Origin of the sequence: Pseudomonas sp. MPB03 (assembly GCF_046605385.1) — a bacterium.
Classification (GTDB): Bacteria; Pseudomonadota; Gammaproteobacteria; order Pseudomonadales; family Pseudomonadaceae; genus Aquipseudomonas; species Aquipseudomonas zanjanensis.
Genome location: NZ_CP176770.1, coordinates 1,227,820 through 1,253,761, shown reverse-complemented (window position 1 = coordinate 1,253,761; position 25,942 = coordinate 1,227,820). Strand labels below are relative to the sequence as shown.

Genomic DNA, 25,942 nt, shown 5'->3' with positions numbered 1-25,942 from the left:
TCGCTCTTAACAAGGCGGCGACTGCTTCGCAGTCGAGCGGGAGCAAGCTCCCTCGCCACACAAGCAATCATGCCGCCAGAGCAGTATGCGATTCAGCCCTGCGCCTGCGCCTCTTCATGGGCCTGGCGCAGCCTTTCCCGGCTGTTGGTCAGGTGCAAGCGCATGGCCGCACGGGCGGCGTCGGAGTCCTGGCGGGCGATGGCTTCGTAGATTTCCTCGTGCTCACGGCTCAGGCGGTCCATGTAGTGCTGGTGGTCGTCGTGGGCCAGGCGCGCCGAGTTCAGCCGGGTACGCGGGATGATGCTGGTGCCCAAGTGGGTCATGATGTCGGTGAAGTAGCGGTTGCCGGTGGACAGGGCGATTTCCAGGTGGAAGGCGAAGTCCGAGGCCACCGCGTCGCTGGCATGGGCGGCGCTTTCCTGCAAGGCGTCGAGGGCGGCACGCATCGTCGCCAGTTGCTCGTCGCTGCGACGCTGCGCCGCGAGCCCGGCGGATTCCACTTCCAGGCTGATGCGCAATTCCAAGATCGCCAACACGTCCCGCAAGGTAACCACGGTGGCCGGGTCGATGCGGAAACCGCTCGGGCTGGGCGTGTCCAGCACGAAGGTGCCGATGCCATGGCGAGTTTCCACCTGGCCGGCCGCCTGCAACCGGGAAATCGCCTCGCGCACCACGGTGCGGCTGACGCCATGGGCTTCCATGATCGCCGACTCGGTGGGCAATTTATCACCGCGCTTGAGCAGACCGTCGCGAATCTGCTCGGTCAGCACCGTCACCAGCTCCTGCGCCAGGCTGCGGCGCTTGCGGGGAAGGCGGGGTACGTCGATCGGGTTTTCCATTGTGTCTGTGTCTCGGCAAGCGGCTGAATGACAACATCATAGCGCAACGTGGTTGTACGATCACCGGGGGTGCAGTGGCGAGTCGGGTGCTGGCACCGAGTCGGCTGCTTCGCGAGCAAGCCCGCTCCCACAGGTTTTGTGGTGTTTATGCGGTTACGGTGCGCTCCACCAGTTGGCCATTTTCGATACGCACATGTCGCGGATGGAACCGTTTCAAACTGCTTCGGTGACCAACGCTGACAATGCTCAGGCCCGGCAGCTGGTCGATAAGCGCCTGATACAGCGTCGCCTCGTCTTCTTCATCCATCGCCGAGGTCGCTTCGTCCATGTACAACCAAAGCGGTGCATAAAGCAATGCGCGGGCAAAGGCCAGGCGTTGTTGCTCGCCAGGCGAGAGCATGCGCTGCCAGTGGTTGCTTTCGTCCAGGCGCGGGATCAGGTGCGGCAGGCGGCAGGTTTCCAGCACCTGTGCATAACGTTCGTTGGGGTAGACATCGCCGGCCTGTGGATAACTCAATACTTCCCGCAGGCTGCCAATCGGCAGGTAGGGTTTTTGCGGCAGGAACAAATAGCGCGCCGCCGGAAGCCGGATCGTCCCGTGCCCCGCAGGCCACAAATGCCCCATCGCGCGCAACAGGGTGGATTTGCCGCTGCCGGAACGACCGCTGAGCATGACCCGCTCGCCAGGTTCCACATTCATATCGGCGTTGTCGAGCAGATGACGCCCGTCAGCCAGGTCCAACCCGAGGTTGCGGACCGCCAACGCGTCGCCCTGGTTCTGCACATCGATGGCCGGCACGCGGTCTTCGTTGTCACTCATCGCCTGGCGGAAACTCAGCAGACGGTCACAGGTGGCGCGCCACGCGGCGAGGTTGGCGTAGGCGGTGATGAACCAACTGAAGTTCTCCTGCACGTTACCGAACGCGGAGTTGATCTGCATAAGCTCGCCCAGCTGGATCTTGCCCGCGAAATAACGCGGCGCGGCGACGATGAACGGGAAGATGATCGCGATCTGGCCGTAGCCGGACGTGAAGAACGTCAGGCGCTTGGACACCCGCATGATGTCCCAGAAGTTGTGCCAGACCAGGCCGAAACGACCGCTCAGGCGACGATTCTCGTTGGGCTCGCCGCCATACAGCGCGATGCTCTCGGCGTTCTCGCGCACCCGCACCATGGAAAAACGCAGGTCGGCTTCGAAACGCTGCTGGTTGTTATTCAGGCCGATCAGGCGACGGCCGATCAAGTGCGTCAGCCAACTGCCCACCGCCGCATATACCAACGCGCACCAGAACATATAGCCAGGGATGGTGTAGCCGAACACTTCGATGCTGCCTGACACGCCCCACAAGATAATCGAGAACGACACTAGGCTGACGACCGTGCGAAGCAGCCCCAGGCCCAGTTCCAGTGTGTTGGAGGTGAAACTGTTGAGGTCTTCGGAAATCCGCTGGTCGGGGTTATCGGTATAGCCGCCCTGCTCCAGCCGGTAGTAATTCTTGTTGTTGAGCCAGCGGGCAAAATGCTGCTCGGTGAGCCAGGCCCGCCAGCGAATGGTGAGCATCTGCGTGAGATACAAACGGTACACCGCGCCGAGGATCGCCACCGCCGCAATGCCGCAGAAATACAGGATCAACCGCCAGAATGCCGCAGTGTCCTTCTCTTGGAGGGCGTTATAGAAGTCCCTGTACCAACTGTTGACCCACACCGAGATTGCCACGCTGAACAACGACAGCGCGATGACAGCGATCAACAGCGTCCAGGCCTTGCCCCTCTCCTCACTGCGCCAGTACGGCGTGGTCATTTGCCAGACACGGCGGAAAAACTGGCCGCGCACCGCGTCATTGACCGCGGAATATTCAGCGTTCTGATTCATGGTTTAAGGCTCGATAAAGGGAAAACTCGGGCCGATCATAAAGCAACGGCCCGATGTGTCGCGAGGGTGGACAGCATTTGTTCAGCGCAGGTTCAGCGACGCACAGGACGCTTTTGCAATTTGCGCTGCAAGGTCCGCCGATGCATGCCCAAGGCGCGGGCGGTGGCGGAGATATTGCCTTCGTGCTCGGTCAGCACGCGCTGGATGTGTTCCCATTGCAGGCGATCCACCGACATGGGGTTTTCCGGCACCAGGGTGTCGAGGTCGGCGTGTTCGGACAACAGCGCCGCCAGCACGTCATCGGCATCCGCTGGTTTGCACAGGTAGTTGCAAGCGCCGCGCTTGATGGCCTCGACCGCGGTGGCGATGCTCGAATAACCGGTGAGGATCACCACGCGCATCTCCGGGTCCAGCTCCAGCAGTTTGGGCAGCAGTACCAGGCCCGAATCGCCGTCCATCTTCAGGTCGAGGGCGGCATAGTCCGGCAGGTCAGCCTGGGCGATGGTCAGGCCCTCCTCGGCAGAACCTGCAGTGCTCACGCGAAAACCGCGGCGGGACATGGCCCGGGCCATGACGCGGGTGAAGGTGGCGTCGTCATCCACCAGCAGCAGGTGCGGCAGTTCTTCGCCGTCGACTTGGATCTCGTCGCTCATGTTTCGTCTCCTCGGTCGGCATGGGGCAGGCGCAGCTCGGTGAGCGTGCCGCCTTCCTCATGGGGGTAGAGTTTCACCGAGCCGCCAGCGCGTGTCACGCTGGCTTTGCTCAAGAACAGGCCCAGGCCGAAACCCTTGCCCTTGGTCGTGAAAAACGGTTTGCCGATCTGCTCGGCAATCGCCAGCGGCACACCGGCGCCGTGGTCGCGGATACAGATCGTCAATTCATAGGCATCCCAATCCAATACCACTTCCAAGCCTTCGGGGCAGGCGTCGGCGGCATTGTTCAACAGGTTCAGCAAGGCCTGGGTCAAATCCGGCGGCGGCGCCATCCGCGGCACAGTGCCCTTGCCCAGGCACTGGAAGCGGTAGCTGGCCTCCGGACGCATCAAATGCCAGCGATTCAGGGCATCGTCGAGCCAGAAGGTGACCGCCTGCATGTCGATGTCCAGCCGGCGGTTGGCCTCGGCGGCGCGCACCAGGTATTGCAGGGTTTCCTTGCAGAGCTTGACCTGGTCCTGCAGCACGCTGAGGTCTTCCTGCAACGCCGGGTCTTTATGATCCTGGCGCATTTCCTTGAGCAGCACACTCATGGTCGCCAGCGGCGTGCCCAACTCATGGGCGGCACCGGCGGCCTGGGTCGCAACGGCCAACAGTTGCTCGTCCCGCAGGCCTTCTTCGCGGCGGATCGCCCGCAGCTCCTCCTGGCGACGCAGCTCCTCGGCCATGCGCGCGGCAAAAAACGTGATGACCGCCGCGGCCAGGGCGAAACTCAGCCACATGCCGTAGATCTGCAGGTTTTCCCGGGCGATGGGGAAGGTTTCCAGTGGATAGAAACGCGCCAGCAGCAAGGTGTACAGCGCCAGGGCGATGCCGGAAAGGATCAGCGAATACCGCCACGGCAATGTCACCGCGGCGATGGTCAGCGGCACCAGGTAATAGGAGACAAAAGGATTGGTGGAGCCGCCGGAGAAATACAGCAGCGCACTGTGGATAAACAGATCGCAGGCCAGCTGTACGGCATATTCCAACTCGGTCACCGGCCATGAGGCGCGCAGGCGAATCGCCGTCAGCGCGCACAGCACGCTGGAACAGACCAGGGTGATCGCCAGTTGCAGCCAGGGCAGCGGCAGCAGGTCGAACCAATAGGCGAGCCCCACGGAACCGGCCTGGGCCGCCAGGACCAGGATGCGGATGAATGTCAGGCGCCAGAGGTTCTGGCGAGAGGCGGAAGTCATTTGCAAAGGGGCGAGCATGAGCTCTCCTGATGAGCGCTCCAGGCGAATCGCACGGAGTATAACCAAGGCGCGGCGTGCAGCGGCAGATATGCGGCAAAGCGCCACAGCCCTAAAGCTACCTATACCCCCTGTGGCGAGGGAGCTTGCTCCCGCTGGACTGCGCAGCAGGCCCAAAAGACTACGACTGCTACGCAGCCGAGCGGGAGCAAGCTCTCATCAAACAAAATCCATCCCCTTGTTCTCCAAAGCTTTTTAAGCCGCGACCAATCGAACACCCAGCTTTGTAGCCTTACGCTGTAAGGCTCTAAGCTGACGATCACGACTTTTGGCCTCGTACTCGTCCATATCCTGCGCCACGTAAGGCTGTCCCTTGGTCAGCATGGCGTAGATCAGGCGGGCCAGCTGGTGAGCCGTAGCCTTAATGGCGCAGGCCGTATCCATGCGAGCCAATCGGGCGCGGTGACTGGCACCGATAAAACTTTTATCGGTGCGGGCGCTAGAGGCCGCCTGCTTCAACGCTTGTGCCGCCCGGTTAAATACCTTGGGGACATGACCGGGCAAGGGTTTTCCCCCCGATATTCGGGTTGAGGGCGCTACCCCCAACCAAGAACTGAAATGTTGCTCAGTCGGAAAACGCGACAAATCAGGTCCGACTTCGCTCGCCAGAACCAAGGCAGATTCGATTCCGATGGTGGGAATCGCGGTCAGGTCCACGCCCATGATTCTCACAAGTGCCTGGTGCAAGCTGGCCTGTTCATCTGCCGAGCGATGCGGGCTACGCAGTGGCTTGGTGGGTTGCGGGGGCTCATGGTTCAGCACTGGGAGTCGATCAAGTGCCTGAGTGATGGCCTGATCACATTCGGCAATCTGCTTCTCAAGGAAATCATGAGCAGCCACCTCCTGAGCCAAAGCATGCAGATGCTCGACTCGCCAGTTACCGTGCAGGCTGCGGGCAATGGTTTGGTGATCGGCCTTGATACGGCCGTCTCGGAAGTTGGCCAAGACTTGAGGGTCACGCTCGCCATCGATGATGGCCTTGATGATTTTCATCCCTGTCACGCCAGCAATATTGCTGATGACATTGGCTAACTGAATATTCATCTGCGTCAGGGCTTTTTGCATGCGGTTGATGGTCTTGGCTTGATCACGAACCTTCATGGCCCGCTGGCGAACCAATGATCGCATCGAGCAAATATCATCAGCGGGTCGGAAAGCACCTCTGAGTAAGCCATGGGTCATGAGTTGCCAGATCCACTGGCAATCCAGAACATCGGATTTACGCCCGCTTATCTGACGAGTTGCACGGGAGTTGACCAGGTACACCTCAAAGCCCCTTGAATCGAGAAGCTCGAACAGGGGTATCCAGTAAACGCCAGTGGCCTCCATCGCCACGACCTTGATTTTCAGCGATTCCAGCCATTCGGCCAGCCTCACCAAATCCTCAGTGAAGGCCGGAAAACAGCGAACAGGCTTGTCGCTTTGATCGGGATTGACGCCAACCCAGTGCTCGCGGCTGCCGATATCGATACCGGCACAATGAGGGTGAATCACTTCAAATCGTTTCTGCTGCTTCTTGCGCGCCATGACAATTCCTCGCAGGATTGAATGGCGCGCGGGGAACACGGTGGCGAACGGATTCACTCTCTCATACGTGGTCACAGCTTGCTGTGCCTACAACGACTCCACGCCGATACCGTGCCGGCCACTCTCCCTCGCGGGTGCGGACACACCAGTGATAGCTACGGCCTCTTTCCCCGCGCGCACCCAATCTTAAGCCGAGCACTTGTTTGCTGCGCGACAGCGCAGCGTCGGCGACGCGGCGGGGACTCCCTCGCCACAAAAGCTCCACCAACCTTCGCATCCGTTTCGCATCTGTATAGAAGTTGTAACTGTGCGAACCCAACCATAAACGCTAGAGTCTTATCGTTCACGCAGGCCCGGAACCAACCCCTGCGCATCATCCCAAGGAGCTTTCATGCACACGTTCAGTCGCCCCGCCGCCCTGCTCGCCCTCAGCCTCAGCCTCGGCACCGTCGCCAGCCTGCCGGCCCTGGCCGCCGATGAGCTGCACTACAACCAGATCTCCCTGCGCGCCGAAGCCAGCCAGGAAGTGGCCCGCGACCTGATGATCGTCACCCTCTACACCGAAGAACAGAACACCGACCCGGCCAAACTCGCCGCCGCCGTCAGCACCACCCTGAACAAAGCCATCGGCCAGGCCAAACAGGTCAAGGGCATCAACTTGAGCCAGGGCAGCCGCAACAGCTACCCGATCTACGACAACAAAGGTGGGAAAATCACCGGTTGGCGCGAACGCGCGGAACTGCGCCTGGAAAGCGCCGACTTCGCCGCCCTGTCCAAGCTCACCGGCGAACTGCTGGGCGACATGAAAATGGGCGGCATGGACTTCGCCATCGCCACCGCCACCCGCCAGACCAGCGAGGACGCCCTGCTCAAGGACGCCGTCAACGCCTTCAAGGCCCGCGCCCAGCTGGCCACTGAAGCCTTGGGTGGCAAGGGTTATAAAATCGTCAACCTGAACTTCAACACCAACGGTTATCCACAACCGTACATGCGCCCGCAAATGATGATGAAAGCGGCGTCGATGGATGCTGAGTCGGTGACGCCTGAGGTGGAAGCGGGCACCAGCAAGGTGACGATGACGGCGGACGGGGCGATTGAGGTGTTGATGCAGTGATGATCGGCGGTGGTTCAGCCAGGCTCACTGACTGAACCACCGAAACCGAGCGACAAAATTCCCGTGGCGAGGGAGCTTGCTCCCGCTGGGCTGCGCAGCAGCCCCAAACCAGACACCTCGGTGTGCCAAATCAATAGAGCCGCTGCTGTTGGGGCCGCTTCGCGCCCCAGCGGGAGCAAGCTCCCTCGCCACAGGAGGATCACGGCGCCGGGGTGGCCGGTACCTCAAGCTGATCAAGCGCCTTGTCCACCAACAACTGGCACAACTCCACCAACTGATGAATCCCCAACGCCACACTGCGCCGCGTGCCGTCCACTTCAAAGGCCAGGTCCTCGGCCATGGCCTTGATCGAGGCCAGGGTTTCGGAGGTGCTGGTCAGTAGTGTGTCGGCGTCGGCTTTGGCGGTGACGGAAAACAGGCTGTCGATGCGCTGGTCGGTGCTAGGTTCAGAAGGTTTGGGGTTGAGGTAATGATTGAGGGCACGCTCGGCGGCGGCGCGGTCTTTGAGTAGGTCTTCGATGGAATCGAAGCCGGAAAGGGGGTTGGTTTTGTTGAAGGGTGGGTCGGGGACTGACTTAACCATTTATTTGTACCTATTTTTGTGATGAGGACCATCACTTGCCGTTTCTCACTCGGCAAAGTGGTGGCAGCTGTGTGCAGGGGTGAGAAATCCGAGAATAGGTACTCGGCCAGACCGAAGCCTGCCCGCACACAGCCGCCATAACGCATCTACAGACAGCGGATAAGCTGGCGGCAATTATGCAGGTACAGAGGCTGGATGCCTATTATTCGGGTTTCTCACGCCCGGTCGCTGAGTTGCAGCGACAAGAAAAAGGTTAGAGAGCCCACTTCCGAGCGGCAACCCTAAAAAGCTGTGGGATGTTTCGTTTCAGGACCGGTGATCCTTCCTACACAAATGAATGACTCATCACGCCTCCTGACGCAGCAACCCCCGTGGCGAGGGAGCTTGCTCCCGCTGGGCTGCGCAGCGGCCCCAAACCCGGCACCGCAATGTGTCAGATGAATGGAGTCGGGCCCTCTGCGACAACTTCACCTTTCAAGGCACCACAAATACAAAAGCCCGCAATCGCGGGCTTTTTGTCAGGCGTTACTTCGTGTAGTGGAAGCGGCATGAAATGACTGTCAGCGTGTCATTCTCATAGGCATAGACAAAGCGATGTTCTTTGTCGATACGACGGGACCAATAGCCCGTTAAATCCCCTTTCAACGGTTCGGGTCGACCGACCCCCTTGAATGGGTTACGGAGGCATGCCTCGATAAGCTCGTTTACCGTCGCGTGTTTGCCTGGATCGTTTGCGTCCCAGTATTGGTAGTCTTCCCATCCGTCTGGCACGAATGCAACTACCACGTTCTCGCGGGCGTTAGCTTTGTTCTTCTGTTTCTGTTTTGCCGACATTTAAAGGGAGCTCCTTGGCAAAGGCTTTCCCGGCTTTGTGCAGCGCAACAGAGCGGCGTAAGCGCGTGGCATTCGACTCTGTACCCAACAGATACATCGTCTCGGCCATTGAGTTGTAGTCCTCCAATGAGAGGATTACGACATGATCACCACGCTGACGGGTGATGACCGTGGGCTCATGATCTCGGCATACATCGTCCATCGTCTGCTTTAGGCCGGCACGAGCCTGGCTAAAAGTTATTACATGCATCGTCTAATTCCCTCCTGAGGCCAGCTCAGGCGAAACCAGGGCCATCCTGGTGGTTTGAGAGTTTCCCGCAGAATCGAAGCGGGGCACTTGTCTCCTCCGCTGAGTCACGGAGTACTTGAAATCCACGCCGGTAAGCGGGGAAACAAGGTATCTGACACCTGGCAAAACCTCGGTGCCTCCTCAATCATCCAGCAAAAGCGATGGGAGCTGAGTTCGCGCATAGTACAACGTTCTGTACAACAGTCAACCATGCGCCAAACAACTCGGACGTGTACGAAATGACGAGGGAGCAAGCTTCCTCATTCACCGGGTGGCGCCAACCATGAGGTGGACCGCCCCTGTCTACCCCTCAGCCGGACTGGCCGGCGCTTGCAACTGATCCAACGCCTTATCCACCAGCAACTGACACAACTCCACCAACTGATGAATCCCTGACGCCACGCTGCGCCGCGTGCCTTCCACTTCGAAAGCCAAGTCCTCGGCCATGGCTTTTATCGAGGCCAGGGGTTCGGAGGTCTGGTCAACAGCGTGTCGGCATCGGCTTTCGCGGTGACGGAAAACAGGCTGTCGATGCGCTGATCGGTGCGACCTATTAATTTCGGGTTCCCACTCCCGGTCGCTGTTTTGCAGCGACAGTAAAAAGTTTAGAGAGCCCACTTCCGAGCGGCAATCTTAAAAAGCTGTGGGATGTTTCGTTTCAAGGCCGGTGATCCTTCCGACACAAATGAATGACTCATCCCGCTTTCTGGCGCAGCAAACCCGTGGCGAGGGAGCTTGCTCCCGCTGGGCTGCGCAGCAGCCCCCAAACCTGACGCCTCGGTACGTCAGATGGATGCAGTCGCTGCTGTTGGGGCCGCTTCGCGCCCCAGCGGGAGCAAGCTCCCTCGCCACGGGTTTGGTGGTCGACGGGACATAGCCATCTTGATTCGACCTCTGCTGGGATCTTCTCAGAACGGGGTCGCGTAAATAGTTTTGACATTTCCAAAACAGCACGAGAGCACTGTCCACGTTTTATGGAATGTGGACAGCGAAAAATCAGGCCTTCTTGAAAAATCAAAAGATTTTTCTTAAGCATGAAATGAGCATCCTTCACGCCTAGGCTTTCAGGCCTTCGCGAACAAACTCGCACATAACTGATCGGGTACATCCGTGAGAGGTAGGCCGGCTACTAGGCCGCCTTCGCGAGCAGGCTCGCTCCCACAATGGATTGGGGTATGACCGGGAGAGCCAGGTCGGCTACCAGGCCGCCTCGCGAGCAAGCTTTGCTCCCACAGATCCGACGGTGTACGACCGGAAGAACCAGGTCAGCTTCCAGGCCACCTCGCCCCGAAGCATACGCAACCCCCCCAGGCACCACTTCGGAAAGCCAAAGGTTGCGCCAGGCGCCACCCTGGATTTATGGGCAATGCCGGTGCATCAATTGAACCCTGGGCCGAAGATAACGGCGCCCCCGACAGCGATAAACAAAAAGGGCCGGATCTCAAACTCAGCCCATTCAGCCCTATACCGCTCTACGGCGTGGGTTTGAAGAAGTAAAACCCGCCCCTTCCCGGTGCGCCAAAGCCACGCGGCGCACCGGCAAAGGGCGCAAATCGCCCCGAAAAAACACGCGCAAACGATCAAATGCGTCAGAAGTTACACAGATGCGACATTAAGGTACGTTCGTGCCACTGTTTCAGACTTGGAACCGCTCTGGATCTTGCATTGGGTATGGGGCCTGCATAAGTATCCGCAGGACGACTCACGAGGTCGCCCTCAAATCCAAAAATGACAACAAATCATGAGGCCAACATGCTTAAACACGCGGTCATTCCGTTTTTAGTCGGTGCAGGCTTGTTAGCCAGCGCTCCCTTCGCTTCCGCCGCGACTAACCTGGTGTTCTGCTCCGAAGGCAGCCCGGCCGGCTTCGACCCTGGTCAGTACACCACCGGAACCGACTTCGACGCCTCTGCAGAGACCATGTTCAACCGCCTGACCCAGTTTGAGCGCGGCGGCACCGCCGTGATTCCTGGCCTGGCCACCAAGTGGGACATTTCCGAAGACGGCCTTACCTACACCTTCCATCTGCGTGAAGGCGTCAAGTTCCACACCACCCCGTACTTCAAGCCGACCCGCGAATTCAACGCCGACGACGTACTGTTCACGTTCAATCGCATGATCAACAAGGACGACCCTTTCCGTAAGGCGTACCCGACCGAATTCCCGTACTTCACCGACATGGGGATGGACACCAACATCACCAAGATCGATAAAGTCGACGACCACACCGTCAAGTTCACCCTCAAAGATGTCGACGCTGCGTTCATCCAAAACCTGGCCATGAGCTTCGCCTCGATCCAGTCCGCCGAGTACGCTGCCCAGCTGCTCAAGGATGGCAAGGCCCCGGACATCAACCAAAAGCCGGTCGGCACTGGCCCGTTCGTGTTCAAGAGCTACCAGAAAGACTCCAACATCCGCTACACCGGGAACAAGGACTACTGGAAGCCTGACGACGTGAAGATCGACAACCTGATCTTCGCCATCACCACCGACCCGTCGGTGCGCATGCAGAAACTCAAGAAGAACGAATGCCAGATCACCCTCTTCCCACGCCCGGCCGACCTCAAGGCCCTGAAGGAAGACAAGGCACTGAAGATGCCCGACCAGGCGGGTTTCAACCTGGGCTACATCGCCTACAACGTGATGGACAAGATCAAGGGCAGCAACGAGCCGAACGTGTTGGCTGACCTGAAAGTCCGCCAGGCGTTGGACATGGCGGTCAACAAGCCGCAGATCATCGATTCGGTCTACCAGGGCGCCGGCCAGTTGGCTGTCAACGCCATGCCGCCAACCCAATGGTCCTACGACACCACCATCAAGGATGCCAAGTACGACCCTGAGAAAGCCAAGGAGCTACTCAAGGAAGCCGGCGTCAAGGAAGGCACCAACATCACCTTGTGGGCGATGCCGGTACAGCGTCCATACAACCCGAACGCCAAGCTGATGGCCGAGATGCTGCAGTCCGACTGGAAGAAGATCGGCCTGAACGTCAACATCGTCAGCTACGAATGGGGCGAGTACATCAAGCGTTCCAAAGGTGGCGAGAACCAGGCCATGATCATTGGCTGGAGCGGCGACAACGGTGACCCGGACAACTGGCTCAATGTGCTGTTCGGCTGCGACTCGCTGGCCGGCAACAACTTCTCCAAATGGTGTGACAAGAAGTTCGACGGCCTCGTGAAAGAAGCCAAGCGCACCACCGACCAGGCCAAGCGCACCGAACTGTACAAACAGGCACAACATGTCCTCAAGGATGCCGTGCCGATGACACCTATCGCTCACTCGACGGTGTATCAACCCATGCGCGCCAACGTGCAGGACTTCAAGATCAGCCCATTTGGCTTGAACTCCTTCTACGGCGTCAGCGTCAGCAAATAAAGACAAGCAACGGCGGCGTTCCCAACGTCGCCGTTGCTTTATCTGCCGAGACCAAGACTCAGGAAATCGCCTACATCCAAAAGCACTGCATACCACAGCAGTCGGTTTAGGACGTATCGCCTTTTCCCACCAGTCTTTCAGGTATTACGCATTTACCGCCCGGCCCACGGCTCATACCGTCGTCACCGGGGCGACTTGCCAGCCCTGCGGCATCGCTACGCAATGGAATGAGCTCAGTGCGCCGGACCTTTCCCCGGAAGGACACCGGTTCACTGTCAAACACCCCGAACGAGAGAGGGAGCGTCATGCGCCATACCTTGGTTTTATCCGCATTGCTGGGCACCGGCCTGCTGGCCGCTACATCCGCCACCCAAGCCGCCGGCGGCAGCCTGGTGTTCTGTTCCGAAGGCAGCCCCGCCGGTTTCGACACCGCGCAGTACACCACCGCCACTGATAACGATGCCGCCGAACCGCTGTACAACCGCCTGGCCGAGTTTGAAAAAGGCGCGACCAACGTCGTCCCTGGCCTGGCGACAAGCTGGGACATTTCCGAAGACGGCTTGAAGTACACCTTCCACCTGCGCGAAGGGGTGAAATTCCACACAACCGACTACTTCACGCCGACCCGGGATTTCAACGCGGACGACGTGCTGTTCACCTTCAACCGCATGCTCGATCCGCAGCATCCGTTCCGCAAGGCCTACCCCACCGAGTTCCCGTACTTCAACGGCATGAGCCTGAACAAGAACATCGCCAAGGTGGAAGCGACCGGGCCGTTGACCGTGGTCATGACCCTCAACAGCGTGGACGCCGCGTTCATCCAGAACATCGCCATGAGCTTCGCCGCGATCCTGTCGGCCGAATACGCCGACCAACTGCTCAAGAGCGGCAAGCCGAGCGACATCAACCAGAAGCCGATCGGCACCGGGCCGTTCGAATTCAAGAGCTATCAGAAAGACTCCAACATCCGCTACGTCGCCAACGATAAGTACTGGGCGCCGGAACGGGTGAAACTGAAGAACCTGATTTTCTCCATCAACACCGACGCCTCGGTGCGGGTGCAGAAGCTCAAGGCCAACGAATGCCAGGTCACCCTGCATCCACGTCCGGCCGACGTGCCGGCCTTGAAGAACGACCCCAAGCTGCAACTGATCGAAAAACCTGGCTTCAACCTCGGCTACATCGCCTACAACACCCGTCACAAACCGTTCGACCAGGTCGAAGTGCGCCAGGCCCTGGACATGGCGGTGAACAAGCAAGGCATTCTCAACGCCGTGTACCAGGGCGCCGGCCAACTGGCGCAGAACGCCATGCCGCCGACCCAATGGTCCTACGACGACACCATCAAGGACACGCCCTACAACCCGGAAAAAGCCAAGGAGCTGCTCAAGGCCGCCGGGGTCAAGGAAGGCACCGAAATCACCCTCTGGGCCATGCCCGTGCAACGCCCGTACAACCCCAACGCCAAGCTGATGGCCGAAATGCTCCAGGCCGACTGGGCGAAGATCGGCCTGAAAGTGAAGATTGTCAGCTACGAATGGGGCGAGTACATCAAGCGCACCAAGAACGGCGAGCACGACATCAGCCTGATCGGTTGGACCGGCGACAACGGTGATCCGGACAACTGGCTGGGCACGCTGTACAGCTGCGATGCCATTGGCGGCAACAACTACTCCATGTGGTGTGACCAGGATTACGACAAGCTGATCAAGCAGGCCAAGGTCGTCACCGACCGCGACCAGCGCACCGTGCTCTACAAACAGGCCCAGCAGTTGCTCAAGCAACAAGTGCCGATCACTCCTGTTGCCCACTCGACGGTCAACCAGCCGCTGAGTGCCAAAGTCGAAGGGTTCAAAGTCAGCCCCTTCGGTCGCAACGTGTTCTCGGGCGTCAGCCTGAACCCATAACCGTCTAGCCGCACAGCGAGGGCTTCCCTGGAAGCCCTCACGCAGACGTCTTGCCTGAATTCGTCGATCAGGCGTGATGCAAACGTTTGCTACTGTGAATGAGTTGTAAACCGTTAGCCGAATCATCCAAAAGGATCGGCACAAAAAAAAGAAAAAGGAGCGTTACCGATGAAACTGAGCAGCACCGCGATACTGGCCTTGGCCATCAGCAGCATTACCGCAACGGCTTTCGCAGAATCCCAGAGCCAGGCGGTCACCCCGGTGACCCTCAAGACCACCAGCGAGCAAAGCGAAGCCAAAGGCTTCATCGACGGTCAATCCGTCACGGGTAGCACGCGCAACTGGTACGCCAACGAGCAATTCAAGCGCGGCACGAAACTCACCTATCGCAAGAACGGCGAAGCACGCGAGACCGACCGCCGGATCAACTGGCTGCAAGGCACCATCATCAAGTACAACTCGGGTTTCACTGAAGGCACCGTAGGCTTCAGCACCGAAGTGGCTGCCTACAACGCCATCGCCCTGGACCAGGACCGCAAGGACCTGGCGTCCAACAACGGCGGCGCACCGACCACCCGTCCTGGCGCCGGCAACAACCGTACCCTGACCCGCGAAGGCGGCGACGCCGTGGGCCAGTGGAGCAAACTGGGCCTGGCCAACCTCAAGGCCCGCGTGTCCAACACCACCCTGACCGCCGGTCGCCAGAACTTCAGCAGCCCGATGGTCGACGTCATCGGCAACCGTGCCCTGCCTTCCAGCTTCCAGGGTGTGAGCCTGCACAGCGAAGAATTCGAAAACCTGGCGTTCGACATCGCCACCTTCGACCGCAACTCGCCGCGTACCGAACAGAGCCAGCGCAAGTTCCGCTCCGAATACGGTGACAGCAGCGTCGAGACCGATCACGTCAACACCGCTGGTATCACCTACCAGCCATTGGCCAGCCTGAAAACCAGCCTGTGGGCGACCGAAGCCGAGGACATGTGGAACCAGTACTACTTCGGCGCCACCCATGAACTGGGCGACAGCTCGGTGCTGAGCCTGACCACCGGCCTGAACTACTACAAGACCGTGGATTCAGGCAAAAGCAAGCTGGGCGAGATCGACAACGACACCTACTCCCTGTCGTTCGGCCTGACGCACCAGGCCCATAGCCTGACGTTCTCGTACCAGGAAGTGAACGGTAACGAGTACTTCGACTACCTGCACGAAACCAACGGCATCTACCTGGCCAACTCCCTGCTGTCGGACTTCAACGGCCCGAACGAGAAATCCTTCCAGATCGCCTACGGCCTGAACATGGCTGAATACGGCGTGCCAGGCCTGAAGTTCAACATCTACCAGGCGCGCGGCTGGGGCATCGACGGTACGCACTACAACAGCACCGGTTATAGCGACGTGCGGGCCATGGACGGTGAGCACCACTATGAATACGGCGTCGGCGCGTCCTATGCCGTACAGAGCGGCCCTCTGAAAGCCACCGCGATCCGTGCGACCTACACCGCACACCGCGCCAGCGAAAACCAGGCCGACGGCAGCCTCAACGAGTTCCGCCTGGTCACCACCATTCCGTTCAACATTCTCTAAACTGCCACCGGGCGGTCGACTCACGAGGTCGTCCGCCCGGTCTTTTGCCATTACCCGATTGCAGAGGATTGACGATGAACATGATTCCCCTACGCGCCGCCATCGCCGCCGCGCTGCTGAGCGTTGCCGTTGGCGCCACGGCCAAGCCCCTGGTGGTTTGCACAGAAGCCAGTCCGGAAGGCTTCGACATGGTCCAGTACACGACTGCAGTCACCGCCGATGCCGTGGCGGAAACCATTTTCAATCGCCTGGCCGATTTCAAGCCCGGCACCACTGAAGTGATTCCGGCCCTGGCCGAATCCTGGGACATCAGTGACGACGGCCTGGCGTACACCTTCCACCTGCGCAAGGGCGTCAAGTTCCACACCACCGACTATTTCAAGCCGACCCGCGACATGAACGCCGACGACGTGGTCTGGAGTTTCCAGCGCCAGCTGGACCCGAACCACCCCTGGCACAAACTGTCGAGCGTGGGTTTCCCGTACTTTGAAAGCATGGGCTTCAAGGAGCTGCTGAAAAACGTCGAGAAAGTCGACGAGCACACGGTCAAGTTCACCCTGACCCGCCGCGAAGCGCCGTTCCTGGCCGACATCGCCATGGCGTTCTCTTCGATCTACCCGGCTGAATACGCCGACCAGTTGCTCAAGGCAGGCAAGGCCGGCGACTTGAACAGCAAGCCGATCGGCACCGGCCCGTTCGTGTTCCAGCGCTATAACAAGGACGCCCAGGTTCGCTTCAAGGCCAACCCGGACTACTTCCGTGGCAAGCCGCCGGCCGATGCGCTGGTATTGGCCATCGCCACCGACAACAACGTGCGCATGCAGAAGCTCAAGACCAACGAGTGCCAGATCGCGCTGTATCCCAAACCCGATGACATCCCCAGCATCAAGAAAGACCCGAACCTGAAGGTCACCGAGCTGGACGCGATGACCGTCTCGTATACCGCGTTGAACACCAGCAAGAAGTACATGAGCGACGTGCGGGTGCGCAAAGCCATCGACCTGGCTTTCGACAAGGAAGCCTACGTCAACGCGCTGTTCGGCAAGGGCAACGCCACCGTGGCGGTCAACCCCTACCCGCCGACACTGCTGGGCTTCAACCACGATTTGAAAAACCCGGCCCGCGACCTCGACAAAGCCCGCCAGTTGCTCAAGGAAGCCGGCGTGCCGGAAGGCACCGTCTTCACGCTGTTCACCCGCAACGGCGGCGGCCCGACCAACCCCAACCCGATGCTCGGCGCGCAAATGATGCAGGCCGACCTGGCGAAAGTCGGGATCAAGGTCGACATCCGCGTGATGGAATGGGGCGAAATGCTCAAGCGCGCGAAAAACGGCGAGCACGACATGGTCTCCGCCGGATGGGCGGGCGACAACGGCGACCCGGATAACTTCCTGACGCCTATGCTCAGTTGCGAGGCCGCCAAGAACGGCGAAAACTACGCGCGCTGGTGCAACGAGAAATTCCAGGCGCTGCTCGACCAGGCACGCGCCACAGTGAACCCCGAGGAGCGCGCGAAGCTCTATGAGCAGGCCCAGGTGATTTTCAACCAGGACCAGCCTTGGATCAGCATGGCCCACACCCGCATGTTCACGGCAATGCGCAAGAACGTAGAGGGCTACGTGATTAGCCCGCTCACCACCAACAACTTCGCCACCACCCAGGTGAAGTAGATAAGGATTTGAACGGAAAGTCGCCGAGCGGCGATCAGGCAAGGCGAAAACAGGCGAGGAAGCGGAGTTTACGGGTTGTAAATGAGCATTCCGAGCCTGTTTTCAACGCAGCATGATCGTCGCGCAGGCACTTTCCGTTCAAAGCCAAGAAAACGCCCGGCAACCTTCACCCAAGGATTGCCGGGCACGCCTAACCGGCTGATGAGGTACACCTGAAGATGTTTAGTTTTATTGCCCGCCGACTGGGATTATTGATCCCCACGTTCTTCGGCATCACCTTGCTGACCTTCGCGTTGATTCGCATGATCCCCGGCGACCCCGTGGAAGTGATGATGGGCGAACGTCGGGTCGATCCCGAAATGCATGCACAGGCAATGGAACGCCTTGGCCTCAACAAACCGCTGTATGCCCAATACCTGGACTACATCGGCAAACTGGCCCAGGGCGATCTCGGCGAATCGCTGCGCACCCGTGAAAGCGTCTGGACCGAGTTCAGCTCCCTGTTTCCCGCGACCCTGGAACTGTCCATGGCCGCCCTGTTGTTCGCCGGTATCCTGGGCCTGCTGGCCGGGGTGATTGCGGCACTCAAGCGAGGATCCCTGTTCGACCATGGGGTGATGGGCATCTCCCTGGCGGGGTATTCGATGCCGATCTTCTGGTGGGGCCTGATCCTGATCATGTTCTTCTCGGTGTCCCTGGGCTGGACGCCGGTGTCGGGACGGATCGACCTGCTCTACGACATCGAGCCGAAAACCGGCTTCATGCTGATCGACACGCTGCTGGCCGACGAACCGGGCGCATTCCTCGATGCCCTGCATCACCTGATCCTGCCGGCCATCGTGCTGGGCACCATTCCGCTGGCGGTGATCGCCCGCATGACCCGCTCTTCGATGCTCGAAGTGCTGCGCGAAGACTACATCCGCACCGCCAAGGCCAAGGGCCTGTCGCCGTCGCGCGTGGTGTTCGTGCATGGCCTGCGCAACGCGCTGATCCCGGTGCTGACCGTGGTCGGCCTGCAAGTCGGCACGCTGCTGGCCGGTGCGGTCCTGACCGAAACGATCTTCTCCTGGCCGGGCATCGGCAAGTGGCTGATCGAAGCCATTGGCGCCCGGGACTACCCCGTGGTGCAGAACGGCATCCTGTTAATCGCCTGCCTGGTGATTCTGGTCAACTTCGTCGTGGACATCCTCTACGGCTTTGCCAACCCACGCATCCGTCACCAGCGCTGAGATCAAGACCATGAGTACTCCAACTACCGCGGTAGCAGTCGATCAAAGCCTGCTGTACCCGTCCCCGTACAAAGAATTCTGGCAGGCGTTTTCCCGCAACAAGGGCGCCGTCGCCGGGCTGCTGTTCATGATCCTGATCGTGTTCTGCGCGATCTTCGCGCCGTGGGTCGCGCCGCACGACCCGAGCGAGCAATACCGCGACTTCCTGCTGACGCCGCCGGCGTGGCTTGAAGGCGGGCAAATGCAATTCCTGCTGGGCACTGACGAACTGGGTCGCGATCTGCTGTCGCGCCTGATCCAGGGTTCCCGGCTGTCGCTGCTGATCGGCTTGTCGTCGGTGGTGATGTCGCTGATCCCGGGCATCCTGCTGGGGCTGTTCGCCGGGTTCTTCCCGCGCATCCTCGGCCCGACCATCATGCGCCTGATGGACATCATGCTGGCCCTGCCGTCGCTGCTGCTGGCCGTGGCGATCGTCGCCATCCTCGGCCCAGGCCTGATCAACACCGTGATCGCCATCGCCATCGTCTCGCTGCCGTCCTACGTGCGCCTGACCCGCGCCGCCGTGATGGGCGAGCTGAACCGCGACTACGTGACTGCCGCCCGCCTGGCCGGCGCCGGCCTGCCGCGCCTGATGTTCATCACCGTGCTGCCCAACTGCATGGCACCGCTGATCGTCCAGGCGACCTTGAGCTTTTCCTCGGCGATCCTCGACGCCGCCGCCCTGGGCTTCCTCGGCCTCGGCGTCCAGCCACCGACTCCTGAGTGGGGCACCATGCTGGCTTCGGCCCGCGACTACATCGAACGCGCCTGGTGGGTCGTGAGCCTGCCTGGCTTGACCATTTTGCTCAGCGTGCTGGCAATCAACCTGATGGGCGACGGGCTGCGCGATGCGCTGGACCCGAAACTCAAGAATGCCGCCTGAGGAGATTCCCATGTCACTGCTAGAAATCAAGAATCTCAACGTCCGCTTCGGCGACGCCACCGCCGTGCCGGTGGTCGACGGCCTGGACCTGAGCGTAGACAAAGGCGAAGTCCTGGCGATCGTCGGCGAATCGGGCTCGGGTAAATCCGTGACCATGATGGCGCTGATGGGGCTGATCGAGCACCCCGGCATCGTCACCGCCGATGCGCTGAACTTCGACGGCAAGAACATGCTCAAGCTGAGCAACCGCCAGCGCCGGCAGATCGTCGGCAAGGACCTGGCGATGGTCTTCCAGGACCCGATGACCGCGCTCAACCCCAGCTACACCGTGGGCTTCCAGATCGAAGAAGTGCTGCGCCTGCACCTAAAGATGTCCGGCAAGGCCGCCCGCAAGCGCGCCATCGAGCTGCTGGAAAAAGTCGAGATCCCCGGCGCCTCCAGCCGCATGGACGCCTACCCGCATCAATTGTCCGGCGGCATGAGCCAGCGCGTGGCGATTGCCATGGCGATTGCCGGCGAGCCGAAGCTGCTGATCGCCGACGAACCGACCACCGCCCTCGACGTGACCATCCAGGCCCAGATCATGGACCTGCTGCTGGCCCTGCAAAAAGAGCAGAACATGGGCCTGGTGCTGATCACTCACGACTTGGCCGTCGTCGCTGAAACCGCCCAGCGCGTGTGCGTGATGTACGCCGGCCAAGCCGTGGAAGTTGGCCAGGTGCCGCAGCTGTTCGACATTCCGGCTCATCCGTACAGCGAAGCGCTGCTCGCGGCGATTCCGGAACACAGCATGGGCGCCGAGCGCCTGGCGACCTTGCCCGGCATCGTCCCCGGTCGCTACGACCGTCCGCAAGGTTGCTTGCTGTCGCCGCGCTGCCCGTACGTGCAGGACAACTGCCGTCAACAACGTCCAGGCCTCGATCCGAAATCCAACAGCCTCGCCCGCTGCTTCTACCCGTTGAACCAGGAGGTGGCGTGATGGCCGTCGTACTTACCGCCCGTGACCTGACCCGTCATTACGAAGTGTCCCGTGGCATGTTCAAGGGCCATGCGACCGTGCGCGCCCTCAACGGTGTGTCGTTCGAACTGGAAGCCGGCAAGACCCTGGCCGTGGTGGGCGAATCCGGTTGCGGCAAATCCACCCTCGCCCGGGCCCTGACGCTGATCGAAGAGCCGTCCGCCGGCTCCTTGAAGATCGCCGGGCAAGAAGTGGCCGGCGCCAACAAGGCCGAACGCAAGCAGCTGCGCAAAGACGTGCAGATGGTCTTCCAGAGCCCTTACGCGTCCCTCAACCCGCGGCAGAAAATCGGTGATCAACTGGCCGAGCCATTGCTGATCAACACCAACCTGTCGGCCACCGAGCGGCGGGAGAAAGTCCAGGCGATGATGAAGCAGGTGGGCTTGCGTCCCGAGCACTACCAGCGCTACCCGCACATGTTCTCCGGCGGCCAGCGCCAGCGCATCGCCCTGGCCCGCGCCATGATGCTGCAGCCCAAGGTGCTGGTGGCGGACGAACCGACGTCGGCGCTGGACGTGTCGATCCAGGCCCAGGTGCTGAACCTGTTCATGGATTTGCAGCAGGAATTCAACACCGCCTACGTGTTCATTTCCCACAACCTGGCGGTGGTGCAGCACGTGGCTGACGACGTGATGGTGATGTACCTCGGCCGCCCGGTGGAAATGGGCCCCAACGAGTCCATCTACAGCCGCCCACTGCACCCTTACACCCAGGCGCTGCTGTCGGCCACCCCGACCATCCACCCGGACCCGAACAAGCCGAAGATCAAGATCGTCGGCGAACTGCCCAACCCGCTCAACCCGCCGTCCGGCTGCGCTTTCCACAAGCGCTGCCCGTATGCCACCGAGCGTTGCAAGGCTGAAGAGCCGGCGTTGCGGCCGTTGGATAACCGGCTGGTGGCGTGTCACTACGCCGAGCGGTTCCTCGACGGCGCGGCGTGAGGCTAAAAGGCTAAAAGGCTAAAAGGCAGCAAAGCACTTAAGGCAGAAAAGCCCTTGTGGCGAGGGAGCTTGCTCCCGCTGGACTGCGCAGCAGTCCCCAAAAAGGGCCGCTACGCGCCCCAGCGGGAGCAAGCTCCCTCGCCACGGGCAATAAAAAACCTCCAGTCCGATCAGGGCTGGAGGTTTTTTATGTCGGATATCTACGTCTGGCTATCGCCCTCCGCATCCTCATCGTCATCCGGCGTGTCGATTGGCGAACCATCATCATCCTCGCCATCATCCGGATCGCCTGCATCCGCATCGGTCGCGGCAAGCATCAACTCGCCCTGCGCCACCGATCCGCTCGATGCATGTTTTTCATGCTCATCGCACTCAGCCCAGGCAACCGTTGAACCGAGGGACAGCATCACCAACACCTTCAGCAAAAACATCATGCGTAGCAGATTATTCATAGCCATTTCCTTCTTTTCCGGATTGAAGCCGGGGCCCGACGGCGCTCAAGAGAATCTAGTTCTGAACAGGCCGGTTCACCAGATAAGACGCCACCGAACCACGAGAAATGCCTCCGACCGACAGAATGGTTTCGAATAAGCCTTATCTCCAAACCAACTAACACCCAGAAATCCATGTGGGAGCGAGCCTGCTCGCGAAGAGGCCTGCACATTCAACATCCAGGCAAGCTGACCCACCGCTATCGCGAGCAAGCTTTGCTCCCCCAGGTTGGGTCCACGAGATTGGTGTGAAGACCCCGGCCACTTTAACGGCAGGCATCGAGCCTTACAGACAAATACCCAGGCACACGGAGTGCTAGTCCCGAGGCTACATCGCCTTGCGCCTTTGCCTACAACTAAGCCAGAATCCGCCCGCTTGTGCGCCTGGGGGCGGGACTTTATGGTTACCGGGTCGCTGAAAATCAGCGGTCGGGTTTAGCGACCTGAACCATAGGCACGTAAGCAGCCATGCTTTATTGCGGGATTTCATCGCAATTACGTTATGGCGGCTGTATGTGGGAGACCTTCGGGTCTGCCGGGTGCCTATGTCCGGTTCGCTAACCTGCGTGCAGTCACCACCATTCTGTTTAGCGACAGGTCTTGGCGGCTTCTATTCCCCATAGGAGCGTTACCATGTTCAAAGCCACACCCAACCCACCAGAATCAGACCCAACATCTTCCTACTCCAGCCTAGACCCGGAAAAATTCCGCCAACGCCATGATCAGCGACCTGGCATTCGACCTTGAAGGCTCTCGTCGACAGGTTGCGATGGGGATCCTGCAAGTGATTGAGGTCAGTGAATTGCTGGCGAACCGGGCGCTGGATATCGCCGATCCACGTTAGCAACTTGCTCCAATGAAAGGGCTGGACCTCAGCCCGGCAGCCCGCTTTTATGCAAGCTGACCCACCGCCATCGCGAGCAAGCTCGCTCCCACAGGGGAGTTTCGGCTGACCGGGAAATTGAGTACTGGCACAGGCCCCATGTGAGGCAGGGGGTTGGACACAGTTGCAGTGCCCAACACAAATCCCCTGTGGGAGCGAGCTTGCTCGCGAAGACGGCGGCACATTCAACATAAATGCTGACTGATCCAGCGCTATCGCGAGCAAGCTCGCTCCCACAATGGGTCACACTTGATGCTTAGTGATGCTCCCGCGTCGCGCGGAATTTCACGTCCGGCCAGCGCTCTTCCATCAGCGCCAGGTTGACCCGGGTCGGCGCCAGGTAGGTCAAATGCCCACCACCATCCAGCGCAAGGTTTTCCACAGCCTTGTTGGAGAATTCCTCAAGCTTTTTCTTGTCGTCGCATTCAATCCAACGAGCGGAATACACGGTGATCGGCTCGTAGGAGCATTCGACCTTGTATTCCTCTTTCAAGCGGCTGGCGACGACGTCGAACTGCAGCACACCGACGGCACCCAGGATGATGTCGTTGCTGCGCTCCGGGAAGAACACCTGGGTGGCGCCCTCTTCGGCCAGTTGCTGAAGGCCTTGGCGCAGTTGCTTGGACTTGAGCGGGTCCTTCAGGCGCACGCGGCGGAACAGTTCCGGGGCGAAGTGCGGGATGCCGGTGAAGCCCAGGGCTTCGCCTTCGGTGAAGGTGTCGCCGATCTGGATGGTGCCGTGGTTGTGCAGGCCGATGATGTCACCGGCGAAGGCCTCTTCCAGTTGCTCGCGCTCCGAGGAGAAGAACGTCAGGGCGTCGCCGATGCGCACGTCCTTGCCGGTGCGCACGTGGCGCATCTTCATGCCTTTTTCGTATTTGCCGGAGCAGATGCGCATGAAGGCGATGCGGTCGCGGTGCTTGGGGTCCATGTTCGCCTGGATCTTGAATACGAAGCCGGCGAACTTTTCTTCCACCGGCTCCACGGTGCGTTCGTTGGCGACACGGGCCAGCGGACGCGGGGCCCAGTCGACTACCGCGTCGAGCACATGGTCGACGCCGAAGTTGCCCAGGGCGGTCCCGAAGAACACCGGGGTCAGTTGGCCGTCGAGGAATTCCTGCTGGTTGAACTCATGGCAGGCGCCCTGCACCAGTTCCAGTTGCTCGACAAAACGATCGTACTCGTCGCCCAGGTGGGCGCGGGCTTCGTCGGAATCGAGCTTCTCGATGATCTTGACTTCGGTGCGCTCGTGCCCGTGACCGGCGGTGTAGACGATGATGTAGTCGTCGGCCAGGTGGTACACGCCCTTGAAGTCGCGGTAGCAACCGATCGGCCAAGTGATCGGTGCGGCCTTGATCTTCAGGACCGCTTCGATCTCGTCGAGCAATTCGATCGGGTCGCGGATGTCACGGTCGAGTTTGTTGATGAAGCTGACGATCGGCGTGTCCCGCAGACGGCAGACGTCCATCAGCGCGATGGTCCGTGGCTCGACGCCCTTACCGCCGTCGAGGACCATCAAGGCCGAGTCCACCGCGGTCAGGGTGCGGTAGGTGTCTTCGGAGAAGTCTTCGTGGCCCGGGGTGTCGAGCAGGTTGATCATGTGCTCGCGATACGGGAACTGCATGACCGACGTGGTAATGGAAATACCCCGTTGTTTTTCCATTTCCATCCAGTCGGAGGTGGCATGGCGGTCGGACTTGCGGGATTTCACCGTGCCGGCCACCGCAATCGCCTTGCCCATCAGCAAGAGCTTTTCGGTGATGGTGGTCTTACCGGCATCGGGGTGGGAAATAATGGCGAAAGTGCGGCGTTTCGCGACTTCGGCGGCCTGTTTGGTCATGGGAAATCGCCTGGCAGGTGATTCAAAAAAGGGCGGCGATTATAGCTCAACTTGTGCCAGGAACCGAACCGTTGAGCATATCCGGGGTGGCCAAATGCTGCCCCACATGGGAACCTTTTGCCCCGTGGAGGCGTCCACCTCCCTGATACGAGCAACCGTCAGGGCCTGAAAAATCAGCAAGTTAGCCTGACGAGGCTGCGCTCATGGCTCGCTTTGACGGTCGTTTTACCGGCCTCGAAAAGAGCTGCTTCTCGCGAACGTTTTCCCGGCAACCCGTGATGGTTTGCCGCCCGGGGAGGCGTGCGCCGACTGAAAGACAAAGGAGTCCGCCTGTGGCTATCCGCTATGGCAAAGGGCTTATCGGGGGTGCGGTCGTCGTCGCGCTCCTGGCCCTGTTGGTCCACTGGATCGGCATCGATACGATCCAACGCTACCGCGACGATCTGCTGTTCTACCTGCAAGCGCACCTGATGCTTGTACTGGCTTCCATGTTGGCGGCCCTGATGGTTGGCATCCCCGCCGGCATCGTCCTCAGCCGCCCCGGCATGGTCGGGCGCGCCGAACGCTTCATGCAAGTGTTCAACATCGGCAATACCGTGCCGCCCCTGGCTGTGCTGGCCATCGCCCTCGGCATCCTGGGCATCGGCAGCGGGCCCGCCATCTTCGCCCTGTTCCTCGCCTCGCTGTTGCCCATTGTGCGCAACACCTATGAAGGCCTGAAAAACGTCCAGGGCTCCCTCAAGGAAGCCGCCGTCGGCATCGGCATGACCCCGCGCCAGGTGCTGTGGAAAGTCGAGCTGCCCAACGCCGTGCCGATCATCGTCGGTGGCGTGCGCGTAGCGTTGGCGATCAACGTCGGCACCGCCCCGCTGGCTTTCCTGATCGGTGCCAACAGCCTCGGCAGCCTGATCTTCCCTGGCATTGCCTTGAACAACCAGCCGCAATTGTTGCTCGGCGCCGCTTGCACGGCGCTGCTGGCATTGCTGCTCGACGGTCTGGTGACACTCGCCAGCCGCCTCTGGCTGGAACGTGGCTTGCGCCCGTCCTGAGCCTGGCTGGATAAAGGAATCGT

Annotated in this window: 21 protein-coding genes and 1 pseudogene; 11 read left to right on the top strand and 11 right to left on the bottom strand. The window is 60.3% G+C overall.

The window, feature by feature from the left end:
• Nucleotides 1-92: 92 nt before the first annotated feature.
• The 5 genes from ACLH0I_RS05290 to ACLH0I_RS05270 all read right to left on the bottom strand — a co-directional run bounded on the left by ACLH0I_RS05290 (nt 93) and on the right by ACLH0I_RS05270 (nt 6,187).
• On the bottom strand, nt 93-839 hold the full coding sequence (locus ACLH0I_RS05290) for a FadR/GntR family transcriptional regulator (protein ID WP_250964315.1): 747 nt from the start codon (nt 837-839) through the stop codon (nt 93-95).
• A gap of 145 nt (nt 840-984) precedes the next feature.
• Nucleotides 985-2,712, bottom strand: coding sequence for an ABC transporter ATP-binding protein/permease (locus ACLH0I_RS05285; protein ID WP_411386491.1), 1,728 nt, complete (start codon nt 2,710-2,712; stop codon nt 985-987).
• Between the two features lie 92 nt (nt 2,713-2,804).
• The gene (locus ACLH0I_RS05280) at nt 2,805-3,365 is read right to left on the bottom strand and encodes a response regulator transcription factor (protein WP_003177957.1); all 561 of its coding nucleotides are present in this window, start codon (nt 3,363-3,365) and stop codon (nt 2,805-2,807) included.
• Nucleotides 3,362-4,621, bottom strand: a complete 1,260-nt coding sequence (locus tag ACLH0I_RS05275; RefSeq protein WP_207963268.1) for an ATP-binding protein — start codon at nt 4,619-4,621, stop codon at nt 3,362-3,364. The genes ACLH0I_RS05280 and ACLH0I_RS05275 overlap by 4 nt, the downstream gene beginning before the upstream one ends.
• A 234-nt stretch (nt 4,622-4,855) precedes the next feature.
• Nucleotides 4,856-6,187 carry an IS110 family transposase gene (locus tag ACLH0I_RS05270; protein ID WP_411384783.1) on the bottom strand — a complete coding sequence of 444 codons (1,332 nt, stop codon included), beginning with the start codon at nt 6,185-6,187 and terminating at the stop codon, nt 4,856-4,858.
• A gap of 391 nt (nt 6,188-6,578) precedes the next feature.
• Between ACLH0I_RS05270 and ACLH0I_RS05265 the strand changes: the two genes are divergently transcribed.
• Nucleotides 6,579-7,301, top strand: a complete 723-nt coding sequence (locus tag ACLH0I_RS05265; RefSeq protein WP_411386490.1) for an SIMPL domain-containing protein — start codon at nt 6,579-6,581, stop codon at nt 7,299-7,301.
• Nucleotides 7,302-7,500: 199 nt separating this feature from the next.
• On the opposite strand, the gene ACLH0I_RS05260 is transcribed toward ACLH0I_RS05265, so the two are convergent.
• The 4 genes from ACLH0I_RS05260 to ACLH0I_RS05245 all read right to left on the bottom strand — a co-directional run bounded on the left by ACLH0I_RS05260 (nt 7,501) and on the right by ACLH0I_RS05245 (nt 9,625).
• Nucleotides 7,501-7,884 (bottom strand): DUF6124 family protein, encoded by a 384-nt coding sequence (locus tag ACLH0I_RS05260; RefSeq protein WP_411386489.1) that lies wholly within the window; start codon nt 7,882-7,884, stop codon nt 7,501-7,503.
• 525 nt (nt 7,885-8,409) lie between these two features.
• Nucleotides 8,410-8,718: a Txe/YoeB family addiction module toxin gene (locus ACLH0I_RS05255; protein WP_250964311.1), complete on the bottom strand. Its 309-nt coding sequence runs from the start codon at nt 8,716-8,718 to the stop codon at nt 8,410-8,412.
• Nucleotides 8,684-8,968: a type II toxin-antitoxin system Phd/YefM family antitoxin gene (locus ACLH0I_RS05250; protein ID WP_144922719.1), complete on the bottom strand. Its 285-nt coding sequence runs from the start codon at nt 8,966-8,968 to the stop codon at nt 8,684-8,686. The genes ACLH0I_RS05255 and ACLH0I_RS05250 overlap by 35 nt, the downstream gene beginning before the upstream one ends.
• Nucleotides 8,969-9,310: 342 nt before the next feature.
• Nucleotides 9,311-9,625 carry a DUF6124 family protein gene (locus tag ACLH0I_RS05245; RefSeq protein ID WP_411386488.1) on the bottom strand — a complete coding sequence of 105 codons (315 nt, stop codon included), beginning with the start codon at nt 9,623-9,625 and terminating at the stop codon, nt 9,311-9,313.
• 1,134 nt (nt 9,626-10,759) lie between these two features.
• Between ACLH0I_RS05245 and ACLH0I_RS05240 the strand changes: the two genes are divergently transcribed.
• The 8 genes from ACLH0I_RS05240 (at nt 10,760) to ACLH0I_RS05205 (ending at nt 21,656) form a co-directional block, all read left to right on the top strand.
• Nucleotides 10,760-12,385, top strand: a complete 1,626-nt coding sequence (locus ACLH0I_RS05240) for an ABC transporter substrate-binding protein (RefSeq protein WP_250964309.1) — start codon at nt 10,760-10,762, stop codon at nt 12,383-12,385.
• A gap of 305 nt (nt 12,386-12,690) precedes the next feature.
• Nucleotides 12,691-14,292 (top strand): ABC transporter substrate-binding protein, encoded by a 1,602-nt coding sequence (locus ACLH0I_RS05235; RefSeq protein ID WP_186706012.1) that lies wholly within the window; start codon nt 12,691-12,693, stop codon nt 14,290-14,292.
• Nucleotides 14,293-14,460: 168 nt separating this feature from the next.
• The gene (locus tag ACLH0I_RS05230) at nt 14,461-15,876 is read left to right on the top strand and encodes an OprD family porin (RefSeq protein ID WP_250964307.1); all 1,416 of its coding nucleotides are present in this window, start codon (nt 14,461-14,463) and stop codon (nt 15,874-15,876) included.
• A gap of 74 nt (nt 15,877-15,950) precedes the next feature.
• Nucleotides 15,951-17,546 (top strand): ABC transporter substrate-binding protein, encoded by a 1,596-nt coding sequence (locus ACLH0I_RS05225; RefSeq protein WP_411386487.1) that lies wholly within the window; start codon nt 15,951-15,953, stop codon nt 17,544-17,546.
• Nucleotides 17,547-17,764: 218 nt separating this feature from the next.
• Nucleotides 17,765-18,775: an ABC transporter permease subunit gene (locus ACLH0I_RS05220; protein WP_053118417.1), complete on the top strand. Its 1,011-nt coding sequence runs from the start codon at nt 17,765-17,767 to the stop codon at nt 18,773-18,775.
• Between the two features lie 10 nt (nt 18,776-18,785).
• Entirely contained in the window at nt 18,786-19,697 is a 912-nt protein-coding gene (locus ACLH0I_RS05215) for an ABC transporter permease subunit (RefSeq protein WP_249876174.1), read from the top strand.
• Nucleotides 19,698-19,707: 10 nt separating this feature from the next.
• The gene (locus ACLH0I_RS05210; protein WP_411386486.1) at nt 19,708-20,676 is read left to right on the top strand and encodes an ABC transporter ATP-binding protein; all 969 of its coding nucleotides are present in this window, start codon (nt 19,708-19,710) and stop codon (nt 20,674-20,676) included.
• Nucleotides 20,676-21,656 (top strand): peptide ABC transporter ATP-binding protein, encoded by a 981-nt coding sequence (locus ACLH0I_RS05205; protein ID WP_411386485.1) that lies wholly within the window; start codon nt 20,676-20,678, stop codon nt 21,654-21,656. The genes ACLH0I_RS05210 and ACLH0I_RS05205 overlap by 1 nt, the downstream gene beginning before the upstream one ends.
• 200 nt (nt 21,657-21,856) lie before the next feature.
• Here ACLH0I_RS05205 and ACLH0I_RS05200 read toward each other — a convergent pair whose 3' ends face one another.
• A complete protein-coding gene (locus ACLH0I_RS05200; RefSeq protein WP_250964301.1) occupies nt 21,857-22,108 on the bottom strand; it encodes a hypothetical protein in 252 nt (83 codons plus the stop codon).
• Between the two features lie 745 nt (nt 22,109-22,853).
• On the opposite strand from ACLH0I_RS05200, the pseudogene ACLH0I_RS05195 reads away from it, so the two are divergent.
• Nucleotides 22,854-22,991 (top strand): annotated as a pseudogene (locus tag ACLH0I_RS05195) (DUF6124 family protein); the annotation flags it as partial.
• 295 nt (nt 22,992-23,286) lie between these two features.
• On the opposite strand, the gene ACLH0I_RS05190 reads toward ACLH0I_RS05195, so the two are convergent.
• On the bottom strand, nt 23,287-24,870 hold the full coding sequence (locus ACLH0I_RS05190) for a peptide chain release factor 3 (protein ID WP_250964300.1): 1,584 nt from the start codon (nt 24,868-24,870) through the stop codon (nt 23,287-23,289).
• Nucleotides 24,871-25,202: 332 nt separating this feature from the next.
• Here ACLH0I_RS05190 and ACLH0I_RS05185 point away from each other — a divergent pair, with 332 nt between their 5' ends.
• A complete protein-coding gene (locus tag ACLH0I_RS05185; protein WP_250964299.1) occupies nt 25,203-25,919 on the top strand; it encodes an ABC transporter permease in 717 nt (238 codons plus the stop codon).
• Nucleotides 25,920-25,942: the final 23 nt, after the last annotated feature.

Excerpts from the sequence above, each read along its gene's own strand:
- ACLH0I_RS05255 (WP_250964311.1), bottom strand. The coding sequence starts at position 8,718 with ATGTCGGCAAAACAGAAACAGAAGAACAAAGCTAACGCCCGCGAGAAC.
- ACLH0I_RS05225 (WP_411386487.1), top strand. The coding sequence starts at position 15,951 with ATGAACATGATTCCCCTACGCGCCGCCATCGCCGCCGCGCTGCTGAGC.
- ACLH0I_RS05280 (WP_003177957.1), bottom strand. The coding sequence starts at position 3,365 with ATGAGCGACGAGATCCAAGTCGACGGCGAAGAACTGCCGCACCTGCTG.
- ACLH0I_RS05250 (WP_144922719.1), bottom strand. The coding sequence starts at position 8,968 with ATGCATGTAATAACTTTTAGCCAGGCTCGTGCCGGCCTAAAGCAGACG.
- ACLH0I_RS05230 (WP_250964307.1), top strand. The coding sequence starts at position 14,461 with ATGAAACTGAGCAGCACCGCGATACTGGCCTTGGCCATCAGCAGCATT.
- ACLH0I_RS05220 (WP_053118417.1), top strand. The coding sequence starts at position 17,765 with ATGTTTAGTTTTATTGCCCGCCGACTGGGATTATTGATCCCCACGTTC.
- ACLH0I_RS05275 (WP_207963268.1), bottom strand. The coding sequence starts at position 4,621 with ATGCTCGCCCCTTTGCAAATGACTTCCGCCTCTCGCCAGAACCTCTGG.
- ACLH0I_RS05215 (WP_249876174.1), top strand. The coding sequence starts at position 18,786 with ATGAGTACTCCAACTACCGCGGTAGCAGTCGATCAAAGCCTGCTGTAC.
- ACLH0I_RS05190 (WP_250964300.1), bottom strand. The coding sequence starts at position 24,870 with ATGACCAAACAGGCCGCCGAAGTCGCGAAACGCCGCACTTTCGCCATT.
- ACLH0I_RS05285 (WP_411386491.1), bottom strand. The coding sequence starts at position 2,712 with ATGAATCAGAACGCTGAATATTCCGCGGTCAATGACGCGGTGCGCGGC.
- ACLH0I_RS05235 (WP_186706012.1), top strand. The coding sequence starts at position 12,691 with ATGCGCCATACCTTGGTTTTATCCGCATTGCTGGGCACCGGCCTGCTG.
- ACLH0I_RS05265 (WP_411386490.1), top strand. The coding sequence starts at position 6,579 with ATGCACACGTTCAGTCGCCCCGCCGCCCTGCTCGCCCTCAGCCTCAGC.
- ACLH0I_RS05270 (WP_411384783.1), bottom strand. The coding sequence starts at position 6,187 with ATGGCGCGCAAGAAGCAGCAGAAACGATTTGAAGTGATTCACCCTCAT.
- ACLH0I_RS05210 (WP_411386486.1), top strand. The coding sequence starts at position 19,708 with ATGTCACTGCTAGAAATCAAGAATCTCAACGTCCGCTTCGGCGACGCC.
- ACLH0I_RS05290 (WP_250964315.1), bottom strand. The coding sequence starts at position 839 with ATGGAAAACCCGATCGACGTACCCCGCCTTCCCCGCAAGCGCCGCAGC.
- ACLH0I_RS05240 (WP_250964309.1), top strand. The coding sequence starts at position 10,760 with ATGCTTAAACACGCGGTCATTCCGTTTTTAGTCGGTGCAGGCTTGTTA.
- ACLH0I_RS05260 (WP_411386489.1), bottom strand. The coding sequence starts at position 7,884 with ATGGTTAAGTCAGTCCCCGACCCACCCTTCAACAAAACCAACCCCCTT.
- ACLH0I_RS05200 (WP_250964301.1), bottom strand. The coding sequence starts at position 22,108 with ATGAATAATCTGCTACGCATGATGTTTTTGCTGAAGGTGTTGGTGATG.
- ACLH0I_RS05205 (WP_411386485.1), top strand. The coding sequence starts at position 20,676 with ATGGCCGTCGTACTTACCGCCCGTGACCTGACCCGTCATTACGAAGTG.